The organism is Haloarcula halophila (assembly GCF_029278565.1).
Classification (GTDB): domain Archaea; phylum Halobacteriota; class Halobacteria; order Halobacteriales; family Haloarculaceae; genus Haloarcula; species Haloarcula halophila.
Genome location: NZ_CP119561.1, coordinates 310,519 through 327,271, shown reverse-complemented (window position 1 = coordinate 327,271; position 16,753 = coordinate 310,519). Strand labels below are relative to the sequence as shown.

Here is a 16,753-nt window from a genome sequence, read left to right as displayed (position 1 = left end):
TCGCGCCGATCTGAAACATCAGCACCTCCGAGTCGAATTTCTGCGTCACGGAGCCGACCGCACCGTCGAGCATTTCGTTGCCCTCGATGCGATCCCGGAACATATCGGCCGCCTGGGTATCGTCGAATTCGCGGTTTTCCAGGACGTGCCCGAGGATCTTCATGAAGTGGCTCTTCCCGGAACCGAAGAACCCCGAGACCCACATGCCGACGTCTTCCGTCTGTGCGTGTTCGGTGTCGATGACGGCCTCTAATGCGTCCGAAAAGTGCCGTTCGAGCTGCGGTGTGAGGATGTACTCTTCAAGCTCTTTCTTGACGACACTCGGGTCGTCGTTGTCGACCTTGACGACGCGGTCGATTTTCCGATTGATCGACCGGTAGAAGATTTCGTGTATCTGGTGTGATGTAGTAGTGTCACTCATGTCCGATCACCCTTGCGCGGTAATATGTTCCTTCAGATTCATCGAGGAATCTTAAGCTCTTGTCATCGACTGTCGCCGGGTAACAGAATACGATTGGGGTCTCGTCCGGCGTATTCGTTTCTAATTGTCCCATCAGAGTGGACGCGCTTGCAAACGGATAGAGAATACCCATCCGGTAGACGATGACAGTATCTGCTGTCTCTGCCTGTTCGGCGATTGCTGAAGCCAGCTTCCCCATCTCACCGTCGTCCAGCAGCGACGATTTCAGGCCGTCGAGTAGCTGCTCTTTGTCTCGGCGTTCGAGGTCAATGACGTTATCCAGAATCCCGCGTTCTTCGAGGATCGTGAAGACCAGATCACGCATATCGATTGCTGCGACGTTCTGGTCGTGATATTCCAGTTTCTCGATGAGGTTTCGAACCTCTTCATCGACCTCAATTTCGTCGCCCGGGTCGTACGTGAATACGATGAATGGGACCCCCGCTCGCTTCCCGACCTCGTCACGGTCATCTCGAACGAGCCGTTCGACCTCTTCGAGCCGTTCCTGGAACTCAGAAGGCATCGATGAGATCCTCCATACTGTCGTGCTTTCTCACGAGTCGTTGTGTAGAGCCACGTTTCTCATAATTTACGTACTGCGGGGAGATATCTCGAATCCGTCGCTGTACTTCCGACTCGTTCATAAGGAACAGTTTCCAGTCGTCGTGTTCAATAATCTCTGATGCCGAGTTCACGTCTTTCTGGAATAGTCGATACACCACGTACGCGATAGTCTCATCAGGGATGTATGTGACTGCAAATTCCTTCCGTTGGGTTCCCTCTAAGAGACCGAAGTTGCGGAGGGCGGTGAGGTACTTCGTAGCGGCCTCGTTTATTGTTGACTCAGAGCGATCCCGCAGGTCGGCGTAGTTCTCCTGAATCGATTCGATGAACTCTACGATGTCGACTGCTTGGACGGAGAGCGTTCCACGCTCAAATTCGGGGTAGAGGAAATCGGTGGTAACGAGTCGGATGAACGGATCTTGGGCGAACTCGTAGTAGAGACACCAGTCGATAACGTCACTACGGACCTCCGAGGTTATCACCTGCATCAGCGGGGTCTCGGTGTACTCCTCTTTGTCGGGGATGTGTCGACGCGTAACCTCCCGAAGAATGTTCGTTCTATATTCGTCAGTATTCTTGTTCAGGATATTCCCCTCGACGACACGGCGTTCCAGCTCCTCGTAGGAACCACATTCGACGTAGGTTTGGAGAATCCGTTTCGTCTCGTCGATGTACGTGCTGTGATGGGCGATTTTCGGGTCGAGGCTCTCTTCGTTCTCTACCTCTTCTCCATCCTCTGGTTCGACGGGTTCGTTACTCATACGAACTCATCACGCGTTCTCTGATTTAAGTTCTGACTCAAGGGTGTAGTACGGCACCTGAAGCTGGTCGGTGCACTGCCCGTAGCCCCGGAGGAGAGTGGTGAGGATTCTCCATTTGTCGGGCTCAATCTCATCTTGCGTATAACTTCTCTCGCCAACCAGATATGATTCACCCGTCCCTGGATTCTGCTGAGGCTCAGTGGTGTCTGAACTGGAGATATTCGACGCAGTTGCGGTAATAATACTGTCTGTCCAGCCCTCTTCCAGCGGCTGGACCGACAGGTCTTCGAGTGCTTCAAACGTCAGTTCGTCGTTGCTCTCCAGTTCCTCGATTGCAGCGGTAAGGCGTGATTCTATCTGGGGCCCAAAGGAGAAAAGCGAGATTGAGTCATCAGCAACTCGATCCGATTCTGCTTTGCGGCCGACTTTCAATGCGAGAGTGATTCGGGATTTCAGCCGTGTTTTTGGGGTTACTTCAGACAGCCGGGTGCGACCAGTCCCAGACAGAACCCGTGACTCCCACCAATCCTGATTACTCGATTCACCGACCCGTTCTACTATAAGGCGGGAAGCGACAAGATCCAGAAAGAAGTCATCGGCCATACCTGCTTTCTCAAGCGTTTCTCTGGTCGAGGCGAACACGTCAGCGACGTCAGCAGGGGTCATATGTGCACTCACAATAGGGGAGGGTTTAGAACCAGCGTCTCTGGTTACTCTTGGTTTCCGTAGGAGTTTAATCGCCGAGCGGGGATGAGTCCAAGATACCACCGATACACTATGGAAAATACAAGCAAAGGGGATCGGGTCCGAATAGATATCCCCGACGAAACCGATCCAGACCACCAATATCACGGAGAACACGGCGTAATTGTGAATATCTTCTCGGACGACGCCGGCAAGGAAACAGGAGATTCACGGGATTCACGACTCTATCGAATCCAGCTCGAATCAGGAGAAACGGTTGATGTTCGATGGCGAGCTATCCGTCCCCCAATTAAATAGCTGACTTCGAACAATCTGACTCAGTTAACGGGGTCTCAAGTATTCCGGAAATATACTACTTCCACAAAAGAATCGCGTCACTGCGTAGGGTTGTGTTTTATAATGAACACCGAATAGGGGTTTCCGGAAACAACCCGGTCACGCTTTTACGGTTAGGGCAAAACCAGTCTATCAAGCAACGATGATCCGCGATGCTCGCGTTCTCCGCGCCGGATTCGTCCCTCGGGAAGTTGAGCATCGCGACGCGGAAGTTAACCACCTCTAGCGTCCTCGAGCCCATCACGAACGGAGAACCCGCCGACACCGCTATCGTCACCGGACCCAGCGGAACGGGGAAGACGTGTATCTCGAAGTTCGTCACGGAACGACTGCGCGAGGAGGTCCTCGACGTCGAGGCCATCTACGTCAACTGCTGGCGTAACTACACCCGATTTCGGACGCTCTACCAGATTCTCGACGACCTCGGCGCGACCATCGACATCCACCGGCAGTCGACGCCGCACGACGAACTTGTTGATCGCCTCCAGCAGCACGACGGCCCGCGAACCGTCGTCATCCTCGACGAGGTCGACCAGCTCGAAGACCCCAGCGTCATCTACGACCTCCACAGCCTCCCGCAGTTCGCAATCATCTGCATCGCGAACAAGGAAGAGGAGCTGTTCAGCCGCGTCGACGACCGCCTCGTGAGCCGACTGCGCTCCAGCGAGCACGTCCGGATGGACAAGTACCACGACGAGCAGCTGTACGACATCCTGAGTGCTCGGGCAAAGTGGGGGCTCGACGAGGACGTCATCACCGACGACCAGCTCTACCGGATGGCCGACGCGGCCGCCGGCGACGCCCGCCTCGCAATCGGCATCCTTCGAACGGCCGCCGGCAAGGCAGATCGCGAGAATCACGAGCGTATCACCGACGACATTCTCCTGGACGCCGCCGAGGATGCTCGGGCCCAGATCAAGCAGAAGAGCCTCGACTCGCTCACGCCGCACCAGCGCGTCGTCTACGACGTCGTTCGCGAGCACGGCCCGGTCGGGCCGAGCGAAATTCACGAGCGCTATACCGAGGACGTCGATGATCCGCGGACGAAGCGGACTATCCGCACGTACCTCTCGAAGATGGAGCAGTACAACCTCCTCGAGGCGGAAGGGACGAGTCGAGACCGAGAGTACTCGCTCGTCGATTCGGCAGCGGCGTCGCCGATGCAGTGACCGTTACGCCGTCAACTATCCCGAACTGAACTCGCCGAGGCCTGATTGCTCGTGGTCCAGCGGCTCGATGACCTGGGGATCGTCGTTGCCGGGGTTGTTAACTCGCGTCGAGATCTCGTAAGCGTCAGATCGTCCTTCGGATACGGCTGGCACAGTTCTTTGCGGGTGTCCGGATCTGCGGCGAGCCAGTCAGATTCCGCGTCCTGTGGAAGGACGAGCGGCATCCGGTCGTGGATTGAGTTCATCAGGTCGTTCGGCTCCGTTGTGAGAATTGTCACGCACGAAATCGTCTCGTCGTCGCCCTCCCAGACGTCCCAGAGCCCGGCCATCGCAAACGCGGGGTCGTCCTCCCGGTGAATCCGGTAGGGTTGTTTCGACCCGCCGTTCGGTGATTTCCACTCGTAGAACCCCGACGAGAGGACAAGACAGGGACGTGATTCCCACGCCCGCTCGAAGACGCGTTTCTCGCCGGCAGTCTCGGAGCGAGCGTTGATGATGCCCTCCTCGTGCTCATCCGCCCAGAACGGAATCAGCCCCCAGTGGTAGGCGTCGATCTCGTCGGAGGCCTCGTTCGTGATGATGTAGAGGTCCTCACCTGGCGCGATGTTGTATTGGGGTGTATACCCGCCGTCAGCGACGACCTCCGCATCGAAACGGGCCTCGAGGTCGGCCCGATCGATGAAAAGCGAGTTTCGACCACACATACATCCTGATCCAACTGGGAGAGTCTTCAACGTATTTGAAAATGTGAAGGGCTGGTTCTGAGGCCCCTTCGTTTGATGGTAGATTTGGGATGATTGGCAAGTACAGAGGTTCTATACAACAGAGGAGGCGTCTATGGAAAACAGATAAACGGTACTTCTCTACTGACAACCTACAAAACTATTTCACCATTACATCCGATTGGTGTAAGCATGAAACGGGTGTTCTTCGACAAGATAGATTCTGTGGGTACATTCCCAGATAACAGAATCAAGATGGATATCATCTTCCAGGATAGTAACGGGAATGAGTATGTCTGGACGCCGAAGTGGGAAGAGGTGATGAGTATATACGCTGAGTCAGAGAGAGTAGAGGAAATGAATCTGGCAGGCGGAGAGTGGTTGGAGGAGTTGAAGGAAAAGAAGCAGTTCAGTGACGAGGTGCTGGATGAACTGGCAGAGGTTATCGCTGACGGACGTAGTACGGATGAGATAGCTGATTTCTTCGAGATAGTTGGATTTGACGCGGATGAAATGAGGTACAATTTAAGCCATGATGATCCGTTGCGGAGTAAGGCTGAGGGCCATAGTAATCGCGTTTATATTGCTAAAGAGAAGTTGCAAGAGTTGAACAGCGAGGATTACCGATATGTTGTGCAGATTGTTCAGAAGGCCGCGGATCCTAAGCAGTATATCGGCGAGCAGAAGAAGCATCAAGAAGTGGTAGAGAAGTTGAATACGGCTTTAGAGTTTGAAAATCTCCGTGTTACGGAGGATGGGCGGGTTCTTCCGATAGAAAAGGACGGTTGAATCCTTCCCCTTCGTGTGTGTAAGACTCGCAAGCTTACGTACCGGCTATTGGTATGTGGCCAAGAGGATTTCTACAGAGCCGAAAAGCCTCTGAATCGTGCGATTAGAGCTCGGTCGGTGGCAGAAGACCACAGAGAACAGGTGCTTGGTCAAGAAGTGCGTCGAAGAGCCGTTCAGTCGGTCGATACAGTGCGTGGTGTTCATCAACAGAATAAGGCGTTTTCTCATCATCTGTGTGTGAGAGAAACCCGCTTTCCAGGAATGGGGCAAGGGTACTATCCAGCGCAGTTCCGGAACGGCCAGATTCGACTTCGAGTGTGTGTCGAGAGAATTCAGAAAGGAACCGTGTACAGCAACTCAGGACGTGAGCACGTCGATCAGCGAATAGTTCGTTGAGCGCAGTACGATGGGTGCGTGTCCAATACTCATCGAGTTTGACGTATGTGCGAACGATCGGGGATAGCTCGTTCAAGGAACCAGTAGCATGGACGATGCCAAGGTCGTTGAGCGCATGTTGGTCTTTGGTGTCCAAAGACTCGCCGAGGGGATGGAGAACAGTTTGAAGCGCCTCGTGGTACCGCGAAGTGAGGAATTCCCCGGCAACAACGTGGGCGTTCACGATATTTCGAGTTGGGTGCATCGACTCGTGGTGGTCGGGGTTTCGGTGGTCGACGTGGGTTCGTGGATAGCTCATAGAGCACCTCTTCCAACGTGGCGTTGAGCATTAACATTCCGAGCAGTCAGGCTCGAGACTGCAGCTAGGTAGGTTTAACCAACACACCGCTGTCAATACGGCCGGGTGTTGGTTAACACGAAGTACGCTCGATTCAGGAACTATTCTCGGAAATAGGATCCAAACGGAGACAACTCGGGACTGTACCGGGATTGGAGGGGATCACATCGAGTTTCCTGAAACGCGGAAGCGACACGCCGCGGCTTATCGGGAACGTAGACAACTAGTCGAGTATGGGAGAACACTCAACGTCGAACCGATTGGCGGTGGACCAGCCAACTCGGGGAGCTGACCGCAATCGGTCCCTCGCTGACCAGGCCGATCCGGCTACGGACGGGATGTTGTTGCCGTCACTCGGCGACGGCATCACCCTGCTCGACGTCGAGGGAGGCCGCGGCGTCCCGATCCTGCACTCGCTCGTGCTCGACCATCTCCTCCTGCACGACGGACCCGCCTTCTGGGTCGACGCAAACGGCCACGCGACGACGACGACACTCGCTCAGATCGCGCCCAGTCAACGGTTGCTCAACCGAATCCACGTCGCACGCGGATTCACTGCCTACCAGCACTACGGCGCCGTCTGTGATCTCCCGACGGCAGTGAACAAGTCGATCCAGATGTCCACCACCGACGCCAGGGCGGCCGGTCGAGGGGAACCGAGTCGTGACGAGGACACGTCGCCCCACACACCCGCCCTCATCGTCGCGCCGGCCGTCGATGCCCAGTACCGCGCCGAAGATACCCTTGGCGAGACCCACGCGAAAACCCTCCAAGCCCGCGTCCTTGCCCGGTTAGCGACCTACGCCGAGGGGTACGACATCCCGGTGCTCGTTACGCGAAACGAACGAAACGAATTCACCGAATCGATCGCGACGGTCGCCGACCACCACCTGGAGTGTGAGCAAACCCGGATGGGGCCACGGGTCGTCGGCGAGGACTTCGAGACGCTCGTCTATCCCGTCGACGACGGCGCGTACTACCAGACGACGTTCGCGTACTGGCGGCAGCTGCTCGCGGCACGCGCCACGCAGGTCGGCGTGGAACCGACGACGCCGGCGCCGTCGACGCCGACTCCGGAAGGCGTCGGAACGGGCGTCACCGCTGACGGTGAGACGGTGGCGACCACCACGGACCCCTTGCTTGATGCGTGGACGGCGACCGGGACAGGAGGCCGATAGCGATGGGGCGCACGAACCCGACGTACCGGGATACGCTCCGGGCCATCGAAGAGCGCTGGGCGGAGTTCCGCCGGGCACTGCGGCGTCGCGACCAACCACGTTTCGACCGGCTGTTCGAGTACGCCCGCAAGCACGCCGACGCGAGCGGGCTGTTGAACCACCAGAACCCGCTGCTGCCGGCGCTGCTCAGCATCGATCTCGAACAGGAGGAGCGCCTCGACGACCACGAAGAGCGCCTCGAGGAGCTCGAAGCCGCGGTCGCAGCACGCGATGACCAGGAGAGTGCCCCACCGGACGCGAACCCGTGACGATGCCGTTCAGTATCGACTTTCTGGACGACGGCCGCGTCCTGAGTGGGAGGCAACCGCCGACGGCGCCGTCGCGACCGAGCGCGATGACTACACCCCACGCTTCTACGTGGCCGGTCGCGACCCTGATGCCGACCTCGACCTCACGACACTCGAGTCGGTGTACGACCAGCACCCGGACGTCGTCGCGACCGAGATGGTTACGCGACGGCCGGGCTTTCGACGAGACGAGGAGGCCGTTCTCACGGTCGACGTCGCCCACATCGACCGCATCACTCCACCCGCCCGGCAAGCGCGCCAGTTGTCGGCCTATCCAGTCGGGGATCTCGCCTGCTTCAACGTCGACTTCTCGCGAGAGTTCCGATACTGTCTGGAGACCGGCGCCGATCCGACGCCGGCGAGCGAACTGTCGACGCTCCGGCTCAGTGTTCCGGTGACCGAAACGAGCAACGACGTCTACGAGGAACTGTCCGTCGGCGGCGACACCGTCACCGGCTCGCCGACGGATATCCTGACCGCCGTCCAAGGGGCACTCGAAGCGCACGATCCGGACGTCCTGGTCTGCTCAACCAGCGAGATCGTCCCGACCCTGTACGAGATGGCGACGGCTGCCGGCGTCGACGACTTCTCGCTGAGTCGGTGGCCGGACATCGACTACCAGCAGCTCGCGAGCCGGTCGACGTACTCGAGCTACGGCCGCGTCGGCCACTCGCCGGCGCGGTACAACGTCCCCGGGCGGGCAATCATCGACGAGTCGAACACGTTCTTCTACGGGGAGACCAACCTCGACGGCGTCCTCGACCTCGTGTCGCGCTCGAACAAGCCCGTTCAGGAGCTCGTGTGGGCGTCGATCGGGAACGTGCTCACGGCGATCCAGATCTGCGAGGCCCACGACCGCGACGTCCTCGTGCCATGGAACTCCTGGCGTCACGAGTTCTACAAGCCGATGGGGACGCTCCACGACGCCGACCGTGGCGGCTTCATTTTCGCGCCCGAGGTCGGGTTTCACGAGAACGTCCATGAACTCGACTTCTCCTCGTTGTACCCGAACATCATCTGTACCCGGAACGTATCGCCGGACGTCATCCGGTGTGACTGCCACAGCGACCGCGACGACGTCCCCGGCCTCGGGTACTCGATCTGCGACGACCGGGGCTACCTCGTCGACGTCCTCCAGCCGATCATCGACGCCCGCGACGAGATCAAGGCGGCCATCCGTCACGAGAAGGAACGGGACGACCCCGACAAGGACCGACTGGCAGAACTGAGGGGCGGTCGGGAGCGCTGAAGTGGATCCTCGTCGCCTGCTTCGGCTATCAAGGGTTCAGCAACGCGAAGTTCGGCCGCATCGAGTGCCACGAAACGATCAACGCGTTCGCTCGCGAGATTCTGCTGACGTCGAAACAGCGACTGGAAGCTGGCGGCTGGCGCGTCGTCCACGGCATCGTCGACTCCATCTGGGTGACCCCGGACCCCGACATCGACAACGATGACCGCGAGGACCTCGGGACGCTCGCGACGGAGATCACGGAACGCGTCGAGATTCGGCTCGAACACGAGGCCCACTACGACTGGGTGGCGTTCGTGCCGCAGCGCGAGAGCGACGCCGGCGCGCTGACGAAGTACTTCGGCAAGGTCGCCGGCGACGACGACTTCAAGATCAGAGGCATCGAAGCCCGGCAGCGCTCGACCCCGCCGTTCATCGAGAACGTCCAGCGGGACTGTCTCGAACGGCTCGACGCGACTCGATCTCCGGACGCCGTACTCGACTGTCTCCAGGACGCGATCAAATGCCTCCACGCTGGAACGGTGCCGGTTGAGCAGCTCGTCGAACGGAATCGTGTCTCCAAGCCGCTGGAAGGGTACACGCAGAACACACAGAACGTGGCGGCGCTGAAGCGGGCTCGGGACCAGGACCTCGCCATCTACCCAGGACAGGATATCGAGTACGTGGTCGTCGACGACGAGAAGAGTTCTCGAGGGCGGGTCGCGTTGGCCCACGAAGAGATAGAGTCGTACGATGCGTCGTACTACGAGACGCAACTCGTCAGAGCTGTCGAGAGTGTGCTGGCACCGCTTGGCTGGGATCGGACAGAAGTTCGACGCGAGATCGCGGAAACTCGGGAAACGGACTTGACCGCCTTCACCGAGATTGGAAGAAGTTAACCAACACTATCGAGATATCGGGAGAGTTGTTGGTTATACTGAGCGCTCTTATGCAAAGCTGCGGAAAGACCGTATTGTTACACTGAACCGGCGCTAATGTGGCGATATGGTTTCTGCTCAGCCAGCGTTCGGAGCGATGTTTCGAGAGCTGATCGAGCTGGGCGTCGTCGAGATCGACACAGAACCGCTCGATGCCCGTATCAAGCGGCGACTCAAGGAATTCTGGGAGAATACGTCCTGTCCACGGTGCGGCCACCAGAGCATCGTGACGTGGGAGAGTATCGACCGAACCTGGTGCCGTGACTGCAATTTCAAGCCGGTTTTCACCTACGGAACCCCGTTCCACGAGAAGCACCTCTCCTGCGGCGAGGTGCTTCTCGCGTTCACGCTGTACGCCGATACGTTACTGAGTCTCAACCAGATCGCGCCGTTCTTCGGTCGAGCCTATAGAACCGTCTATACAGCCATTCGAGACGTGGAAGCCGCAGTTCAGCGCGGCTTCCCCGTCGTCTGGAAGCTACTCGACCAGACCATCGATGGACCGACGCAAGTCGACGAATCCGGCGAGGTTTGTTCGGGCTACAAAGGCCAAGAGCCGCCGCGGAACAGCCGTTCACGCGGCTGCTCGTCCCAAACAGGCCGATCACGCTGGCGAGGTCGTCACGGTGATCAGCTGACGCTCGTCGCGGCGTGCCGCGACTCGCTTCGCGTGATTCGCAGCCAACTGGGCATCGACTACAGCGGTGATCTTGAACCGGTGATTTAGGAGGTTGAAGACCTCTCACAGCCGCTGGGAGAGGTCTGGACCGACGGACTCCAGGCATACCGACAGATGGAGTTTGACCACCTAACGGTCGTCCACAAAGAGCGGTATGTTTCGCCCGAGGGCGTTCATATTAACCAGGCTGAGTGCCTGTTTTCGCTCGTCCAGCCGTGGTTGCGGAAGTTTCGCGGCCTGTCCAAGCAGGGCTTGGAGCAGGCCGCTCACACCTTTGGCATCGTTCGGTCACTCAACCTAGCGGGTGAATCCGCCGAGCCAATCGTTGAGTGTCTCGTTATCGGGGCTTTCCGCGATTCTACATAAGAGCGAGTAAAGGTTCGACCTAATCACTATCAAACATGCTCTCCACGCTACTCCTCTGAAACGTGCTTCACAAGTGTGTTTCACGATTCTTCGTAGTGGGCGTGGTAGTCTGCGAGATACGACCGGAGTTCCTCCTCGTCCGGGGTTCTGTCGTATCGGACAAAGTACCCGGCGATAGCGTTTCCGAGTACGAGTGACGCTCCGGCTGATAGGCCTTCAGCGAGACCGAGCACGTAACCACTCTTGAAGTGATCGTCGACGTTGCGGACGCGACGCGGACTCGGGATCTGCGGAGTACTGACAGTCAGTACTCCGTCAGCACTGGCAAGCGTCGCGCCTTTTAGTGAATGCATGACGAATTGTGAAACGCCGAGTTGCTTTCGGAGCCGCTGCACGGACGATTTCGTTCCGGAGTCGGGAACAAGTGTGTCGCAGAGTTGTCGAGTCTGATCGCGATTCGCAGTAACGACGACGGATACATGTTCATCAAGCTTCTTAAGGGCATCACACCCCCATTCGATTGTTTCACTCGAGAGCTCTGAAACTTGGCCAGTTGATAGATGAACGAACGAGGGTGGCGATTCGAGTTGGGGCCAAAGTTCTTCAGCCATCCCTTCGAGAATATCGGGAAGATCGGGTGTCGCCCACCATGTACCGAGAGCGACGGCTGCAGTCTCATCGAAACTGTCGACCAGTTTCGAGCGATCGCTCTGTTCCGTGAGAGTCGACCAGTTTAGCGGATCGGTGTTCGGTTCCGTCAGCAGGAAATTCCTGTTTTTGAACCGGACATAGTCCGTTGAGGTCGTCGGTCCGACGCTGATTATCGTCTGATCATTGAACGCCGATTCGAACTCCGGGTGGATCGGACTCCCGAACCGACCGACGAGCGTCAAATCGTACCCCAGACCGTTGAACACGTTGCCGAGGTGAGAGGCGTGGCCGCCCGGTTCGGTTTCAGTTTCTCTCCAGAGGGCACGTGGCGAACTCTCGCTGGCCTCGTACTTTACGAGCGACTCTCGGAACCGCTCGAACTGCGAGATGTGATTGTAGCGGTCACCGGAGGGTTCAATAAATTCGCGCATGCGGTCCACGAACGCATCGAACCCGATTGCGATGGAGGCGTCGCCTAATTCTGTGGGGAGCTCCGAACGACATTGTTTAAGATAGCGTGCTGTCTCGTTGGTTGGGTCGTTGCTGTCATGGCCATCGTACTCCCTGATGACGATTCGTTCAGCCGCGTAGTCCACTTTACGAGCCCCGATACCCCCGACACTGGCGAGTGTCGGTTGAACAGTATCGGCGTCAAGGTGTAGCGAAAGTGTGAGAGATGCCCTGATGTCGTATTCGGTAAAATAATAACTGGTGAGCGTCCCAGCCCGTTCGACGGCTTCACCGCTTTCCGTATCGTAACCCTCGAATTTGACTTCGATATCATCTATCGGTCGGCGGTCGGCGAGTTCGTCGATGTCTTCCAGACAATCACGGATCCGAAGGTATTCGCTGGGCAGCGATGCAGAACGCTCCTGACCGGCGATGGACCGAGCGTAGGGCCACACGGATTCAGAAACAAACCGATCGAGGACGAACACCAACCGTGGATTCGAGACGTAGTAGGCTTGGTCGTCCTCACTCTGCCCCCGGAAACCACGACGTGCCCAGTAGAGTGCATGATCTCGGTCCGCAATCAGTACGAAGTCCTCAGTCGAGGTTACGCCACGGACATCGTCAACGGTGTCCGGAAGCGTACGGTCGATAGCGACCGAGTCTTCGCTCGTTTCCAGGGGTGAAAGGTCTGAGATGATCAGACGGAGTCGCAAGTCTTCACACTCGGCCAGGAGGTCAGTGATCTCGTCGAGGCGGTCGTAGGGAACGAGCAGGAGAACATCTCGCTCGGCAGTCGAAATCAGGTCGGTGACGTACTTCTGAATCGTCGACTCGCTTTTGAACAACGCAACTCCGCTCTCGACGGTTTCGACGCTCTCATGGAACTTTTCCAGTTCGTCTTCGGCACGTTCGATTTCTTCACGCACCTGTCCAAGCGCTTCGCTTGGGTTGACCGCATACGCTTTCCGCGGATAGTCGTCGATGACTTCGACAAAGCCATCGTCACGGAGCGAGCTGACCGTGTCGTACACGCGTTGTTTGGGCACATCACTCATCTCGGCGAGATCGTTCATCGTCTGTGTCCCGCCGCGGACGAGCGCGAGATACACTTCAGCTTCGTACTTGGAGAGCCCGACGTGATCTCTAAGCGTCTCGTGGAGCATCGCTATCTTTGCATCGTCCTCTCCTCTCATTGTCTAGACCTCAGTCTACCACGGTAAGCCATTTACTTTCCTGTCGCTCCCTATGCGTCCGGGACACATAGATTTATACAATTTCATCACTCCTGTGGTTAATATGAATAGCACCAACAATGTTCCCGCTGGAGCTACCAGAATGGAACGGGATATCCTGTGTCTGACCGTCTCTGAACCGACACGGGCTCAGTTGCGTGCGTACGGCAAACACGGCGGCACTCACTGCACGCTCGACGATCTGACCGCAACAAAAATCAACGATACCGACGTGTTTTGGTGGCACCGGACGACATCTCTCGACGAGACGAGCCGCGAGGCGCTCACGTCTATCGCCGAGCAGATTCGCCCGTTTCTCGAAGACGGCGGCGGACTTCTCCTCACGCATGGTGCACTAGAGGGTGCCAGTATACTGGGGATCGAAACGTATGATCCAGATGTCACCCAGCACGCTAGAGCTGACAACGACGGGTACCTCCTCCGTCGCGCGTACACCAGCCATCCACTCTTCGACGAAATAGACGCCCTCCGACCGGGGGAGACGCCTGTATCAAGTGGCGTCGCCACTTACTACGAGTCTCTGATGCCACACGATGCAGACGTGCTTGCGGCTCGCCAGGCCGACGGCACCGATAAATACGCCCAGAAGTCTATTCTCCGATGGGGAGTCGGAGATGGTCGCGTCCTCGGGATCGGCCACGGTCTGAATTTCGAGCGAGAGAGCAGCGTACAACAGAAGTTACTCTCGAACGCCGTGTCGTATCTCGCTGGAGGCGAGACTGAGCCGTCGCCCATTGGTCGGCCGAAAGGTCGCCAGGAGTTTTCCGCGCTTCGTGATACGGTCGACGATGCAAAACACCGGCCAGCCTACCACTTCACGCCGCCGGCGAATTGGCTCAACGATCCGAATGGTGTGGTCCAGTGGAACGGGCGGTATCATCTGTTCTACCAGTACAACCCGGCCGGGCCGTTCCACGATACGATCCACTGGGGACACGCCGTCAGCGACGATTTGGTTCACTGGCAAGACGAACCGATCGCTCTCGAACCGGACCCTGACGGGCCCGACTCCGACGGTTGTTGGTCGGGGTGCTTCGTCGACGATGACGGCATCCCCCGCGTGATGTACACTGGCGGCGACGGGTGCGACCAGCTCCCGTGCCTGGCCCGGGCCGAAGACAACACGCTTCGATCCTGGAGAAAAGAACCCACGAATCCGGTAATAGAGGAGCCACCGGCTCATATAGATATCCTGACTAGCATTGACTGGAACGCCGAGTTTCGGGACCACTGCGTCTGGCGTGCTGACGGTGACTGGTACCAGCTCATCGGGAGCGGGATCGCTGACGAGGGCGGAGCGGCGCTGCTCTATCGGTCCCCGGACCTGCATGAATGGGAGTACTGTCATCCAGTGCTGACTGGCGATTGGCGCGAGACAGGACCGATGTGGGAGTGTCCGGAACTCCTGAGATTTGGCGACGATACGGTCCTCCACGTCTCGGACTATTCAAACGTCTGGTACTTCCTCGGCCCGTACAACACAGAGTCGGATCGGCTGGAACCACGAGAGCGTGGCATCCTCGATCACGGTGTCTTTTATGCACCGCAGTCGTTCACTGACGACGACGGACGAACGATTACGTTCGGTTGGCTTAAGGAGGATCGAGACTCGACAGCTCAGTGGAACGCCGGGTGGTCCGGCGCGATGTCGCTCCCGCGCGTTCTCTCTACAGAAGCGGGACGCCTGCAGGTCGATGTCCCGAGCGAGGTGACTGATCTACGTCGTTCTCATCAGTCGTTCGAGGATGTGACGATTCATCCCGACGAGAGCGGACACCTACCCGGAGTCTCGGGAGATACCCTAGAAATCCGGGCAACGGTCAATGCGGAACGGACAGGCGAATTTGGGTTCGTCCTGCGGGCGTCCCCAGACGATCAAGAGCGGACAGTCATCCGCGTGCGGCCACAGTACCGCGAACTAGTGGTTGACCGATCGGCTTCGAGTCTGGATGATGCACCGGCCGACCAAAACCATTCGATGCCGATTCGGTTGACAGAAGACGGTAAGTTCGAACTGCGATGTTTTCTAGACCGGTCGGTCTTAGAACTGTTCACCGCCGATGCACAATGTCTCACCTCGCGGATCTATCCCACGCGAGAAGACGCAGTCGAAATCGATCTCTACGCCGAAAACCGGCCAGTAACCGTTCAATCACTCGATGTGTGGGAGATGGGAACGATGCGACCCTCTACCAGTATAAAGGATTAATCACAGCTGTGGGGAAAAAATTAATACGAAGGGGTCCACAGTGGCTGGTGATGAGTAGGATAATGATCGAAAATGTACGAAAGGAGTACGACGACGACTCTGGGATCATCCGGGCCGTCGATGATGTAACCCTTACCGTCAACGACGGCGAGTTTCTCACGATCGTCGGCCCATCCGGCTCAGGGAAGTCGACGTTGCTCCGGATGATCGCCGGCCTGGAGGACATCACGGACGGCGAGATCCGCATCGGCGAACAGGTGGTGAACAACGTCGCACCACAGGATCGCGGCGTGGCGATGGTGTTCCAGAACTACGCGCTGTACCCTCACATGTCCGTCCGGAAGAACATGTCCTACGGACTGAAGCTCACGACGGACCTCTCGAAGGGAGCAATCGAACAGCGAGTTGAAGAGACTGCGGAGATGATGGGAATTGAGGATCTGCTAGAAAAGAAGCCTAACAACCTCTCGGGCGGCCAGCAGCAACGCGTCGCCACGGGACGTGCCATCGTCCGCCAGCCTGAAGTGTTCCTGTTCGACGAACCGCTGTCGAACCTCGATGCGAAGCTCAGGCTCCACATGCGGACCGAACTCCAGCGTATTCAGGAAGACCTGGAGACGACCTCGGTGTACGTCACTCACGACCAGACCGAGGCGATGACGATGTCCGACCGGATCGTCGTCCTCAACGACGGCGAAATCCAGCAGGTCGGCACACCCCGCGAAGTGTATGCAGAACCGGCCAACCGGTTCGTCGCTGATTTCATCGGCTCGCCGTCGATGAACTTCTTCGGCGTCACACTAAATAATGACCGACTGGTTGCTGACGCGTTCAGCTATACTGTTTCGGATGAGATAGCAACCCGTATCCGCCGGCGTTCGACGGGCGACTCCCTCGTGCTCGGGATCCGTCCCGAACACGTTGCAGTCGGCACTGGCGAAGACGATGTCACTGCGACACTCGATGTCCTTGAACACGAAGGGAGCGACAACTACCTCTATCTCTCGTCCGGCGACACGGAATGGACGGTCCGCGTCGACGGGAGTACCAACTTCAGATCGGGAGAGGAAGTCGCGTTCACGCTTCCTGAGGAACACGTCCACGTTTTCGACGACATGACCGACGAGAACCTTCTCACCGAGGATGAAACCGGCGTCACGGGGTCAGAGGAGGCGTCAGCAATCAAATCCTGACGAACAGCACCATACAAAA

General features: G+C 57.8%; 11 protein-coding genes and 4 pseudogenes. 10 read left to right on the top strand and 5 right to left on the bottom strand.

Features of this window, described 5'->3' with window-relative positions:
- Positions 1–413: 413 nt before the first annotated feature.
- From P0204_RS20180 to P0204_RS20170, 3 genes are read right to left on the bottom strand one after another with little or no spacing between them, the layout of a single operon-like run.
- A complete protein-coding gene (locus P0204_RS20180; RefSeq protein ID WP_276224234.1) occupies positions 414–983 on the bottom strand; it encodes a BREX protein BrxB domain-containing protein in 570 nt (189 codons plus the stop codon).
- Positions 973–1,785 (bottom strand): BrxA family protein, encoded by an 813-nt coding sequence (locus P0204_RS20175; protein ID WP_276224232.1) that lies wholly within the window; start codon positions 1,783–1,785, stop codon positions 973–975. Before P0204_RS20175 ends, P0204_RS20180 begins: the two co-directional genes overlap by 11 nt.
- Before the next feature lie 9 nt (positions 1,786–1,794).
- Positions 1,795–2,451: a BrxE family protein gene (locus tag P0204_RS20170; RefSeq protein ID WP_276224230.1), complete on the bottom strand. Its 657-nt coding sequence runs from the start codon at positions 2,449–2,451 to the stop codon at positions 1,795–1,797.
- Positions 2,452–2,562: 111 nt separating this feature from the next.
- Between P0204_RS20170 and P0204_RS20165 the strand changes: the two genes are divergently transcribed.
- Both P0204_RS20165 and P0204_RS20160 read left to right on the top strand, forming a co-directional pair.
- Entirely contained in the window at positions 2,563–2,787 is a 225-nt protein-coding gene (locus P0204_RS20165; protein ID WP_276224229.1) for a DUF8139 family protein, read from the top strand.
- 181 nt (positions 2,788–2,968) lie between these two features.
- Positions 2,969–3,995: pseudogene (locus tag P0204_RS20160) on the top strand (Cdc6/Cdc18 family protein).
- Between the two features lie 15 nt (positions 3,996–4,010).
- Here the strand turns inward: P0204_RS20160 and P0204_RS20155 are convergent.
- Positions 4,011–4,699, bottom strand: a pseudogene (locus tag P0204_RS20155) (SOS response-associated peptidase).
- 210 nt (positions 4,700–4,909) lie between these two features.
- Between P0204_RS20155 and P0204_RS20150 the strand changes: the two are divergent.
- The 6 genes and pseudogenes from P0204_RS20150 to P0204_RS20125 all read left to right on the top strand — a co-directional run bounded on the left by P0204_RS20150 (position 4,910) and on the right by P0204_RS20125 (position 10,975).
- Positions 4,910–5,506, top strand: a complete 597-nt coding sequence (locus P0204_RS20150; protein WP_276224227.1) for a hypothetical protein — start codon at positions 4,910–4,912, stop codon at positions 5,504–5,506.
- Positions 5,507–5,990: 484 nt separating this feature from the next.
- Positions 5,991–6,227, top strand: coding sequence for a hypothetical protein (locus tag P0204_RS20145; protein ID WP_276224225.1), 237 nt, complete (start codon positions 5,991–5,993; stop codon positions 6,225–6,227).
- Positions 6,228–6,472: 245 nt separating this feature from the next.
- Positions 6,473–7,417 carry a hypothetical protein gene (locus tag P0204_RS20140; protein ID WP_276224223.1) on the top strand — a complete coding sequence of 315 codons (945 nt, stop codon included), beginning with the start codon at positions 6,473–6,475 and terminating at the stop codon, positions 7,415–7,417.
- Positions 7,418–7,419: 2 nt separating this feature from the next.
- Complete coding sequence (locus P0204_RS20135; protein WP_276224221.1) at positions 7,420–7,725, top strand: DUF8156 family protein; 306 nt, start codon at positions 7,420–7,422, stop codon at positions 7,723–7,725.
- A 2-nt stretch (positions 7,726–7,727) separates the two neighbouring features.
- A pseudogene (locus P0204_RS20130) lies at positions 7,728–9,891 on the top strand (type B DNA-directed DNA polymerase).
- 106 nt (positions 9,892–9,997) lie between these two features.
- A pseudogene (locus P0204_RS20125) lies at positions 9,998–10,975 on the top strand (IS1595 family transposase).
- 80 nt (positions 10,976–11,055) lie between these two features.
- On the opposite strand, the gene P0204_RS20120 reads toward P0204_RS20125, so the two are convergent.
- Positions 11,056–13,272 carry a TrmB family transcriptional regulator gene (locus P0204_RS20120; RefSeq protein ID WP_276224219.1) on the bottom strand — a complete coding sequence of 739 codons (2,217 nt, stop codon included), beginning with the start codon at positions 13,270–13,272 and terminating at the stop codon, positions 11,056–11,058.
- A gap of 52 nt (positions 13,273–13,324) precedes the next feature.
- Here P0204_RS20120 and P0204_RS20115 point away from each other — a divergent pair, with 52 nt between their 5' ends.
- Positions 13,325–15,541: a glycoside hydrolase family 32 protein gene (locus P0204_RS20115; protein ID WP_276224218.1), complete on the top strand. Its 2,217-nt coding sequence runs from the start codon at positions 13,325–13,327 to the stop codon at positions 15,539–15,541.
- A 50-nt stretch (positions 15,542–15,591) separates the two neighbouring features.
- Positions 15,592–16,734 carry an ABC transporter ATP-binding protein gene (locus tag P0204_RS20110; protein ID WP_276224216.1) on the top strand — a complete coding sequence of 381 codons (1,143 nt, stop codon included), beginning with the start codon at positions 15,592–15,594 and terminating at the stop codon, positions 16,732–16,734.
- The last annotated feature ends 19 nt before the right edge of the window (positions 16,735–16,753 follow it).

Bases quoted from the DNA above. Each gene is read 5' to 3' on its own strand.
- P0204_RS20180 (WP_276224234.1), bottom strand. From the start codon at position 983: ATGCCTTCTGAGTTCCAGGAACGGCTCGAAGAGGTCGAACGGCTCGTT.
- P0204_RS20175 (WP_276224232.1), bottom strand. From the start codon at position 1,785: ATGAGTAACGAACCCGTCGAACCAGAGGATGGAGAAGAGGTAGAGAAC.
- P0204_RS20170 (WP_276224230.1), bottom strand. From the start codon at position 2,451: ATGACCCCTGCTGACGTCGCTGACGTGTTCGCCTCGACCAGAGAAACG.
- P0204_RS20165 (WP_276224229.1), top strand. From the start codon at position 2,563: ATGGAAAATACAAGCAAAGGGGATCGGGTCCGAATAGATATCCCCGAC.
- P0204_RS20150 (WP_276224227.1), top strand. From the start codon at position 4,910: ATGAAACGGGTGTTCTTCGACAAGATAGATTCTGTGGGTACATTCCCA.
- P0204_RS20145 (WP_276224225.1), top strand. From the start codon at position 5,991: ATGGACGATGCCAAGGTCGTTGAGCGCATGTTGGTCTTTGGTGTCCAA.
- P0204_RS20140 (WP_276224223.1), top strand. From the start codon at position 6,473: ATGGGAGAACACTCAACGTCGAACCGATTGGCGGTGGACCAGCCAACT.
- P0204_RS20135 (WP_276224221.1), top strand. From the start codon at position 7,420: ATGGGGCGCACGAACCCGACGTACCGGGATACGCTCCGGGCCATCGAA.
- P0204_RS20120 (WP_276224219.1), bottom strand. From the start codon at position 13,272: ATGAGAGGAGAGGACGATGCAAAGATAGCGATGCTCCACGAGACGCTT.
- P0204_RS20115 (WP_276224218.1), top strand. From the start codon at position 13,325: ATGCGTCCGGGACACATAGATTTATACAATTTCATCACTCCTGTGGTT.
- P0204_RS20110 (WP_276224216.1), top strand. From the start codon at position 15,592: ATGAGTAGGATAATGATCGAAAATGTACGAAAGGAGTACGACGACGAC.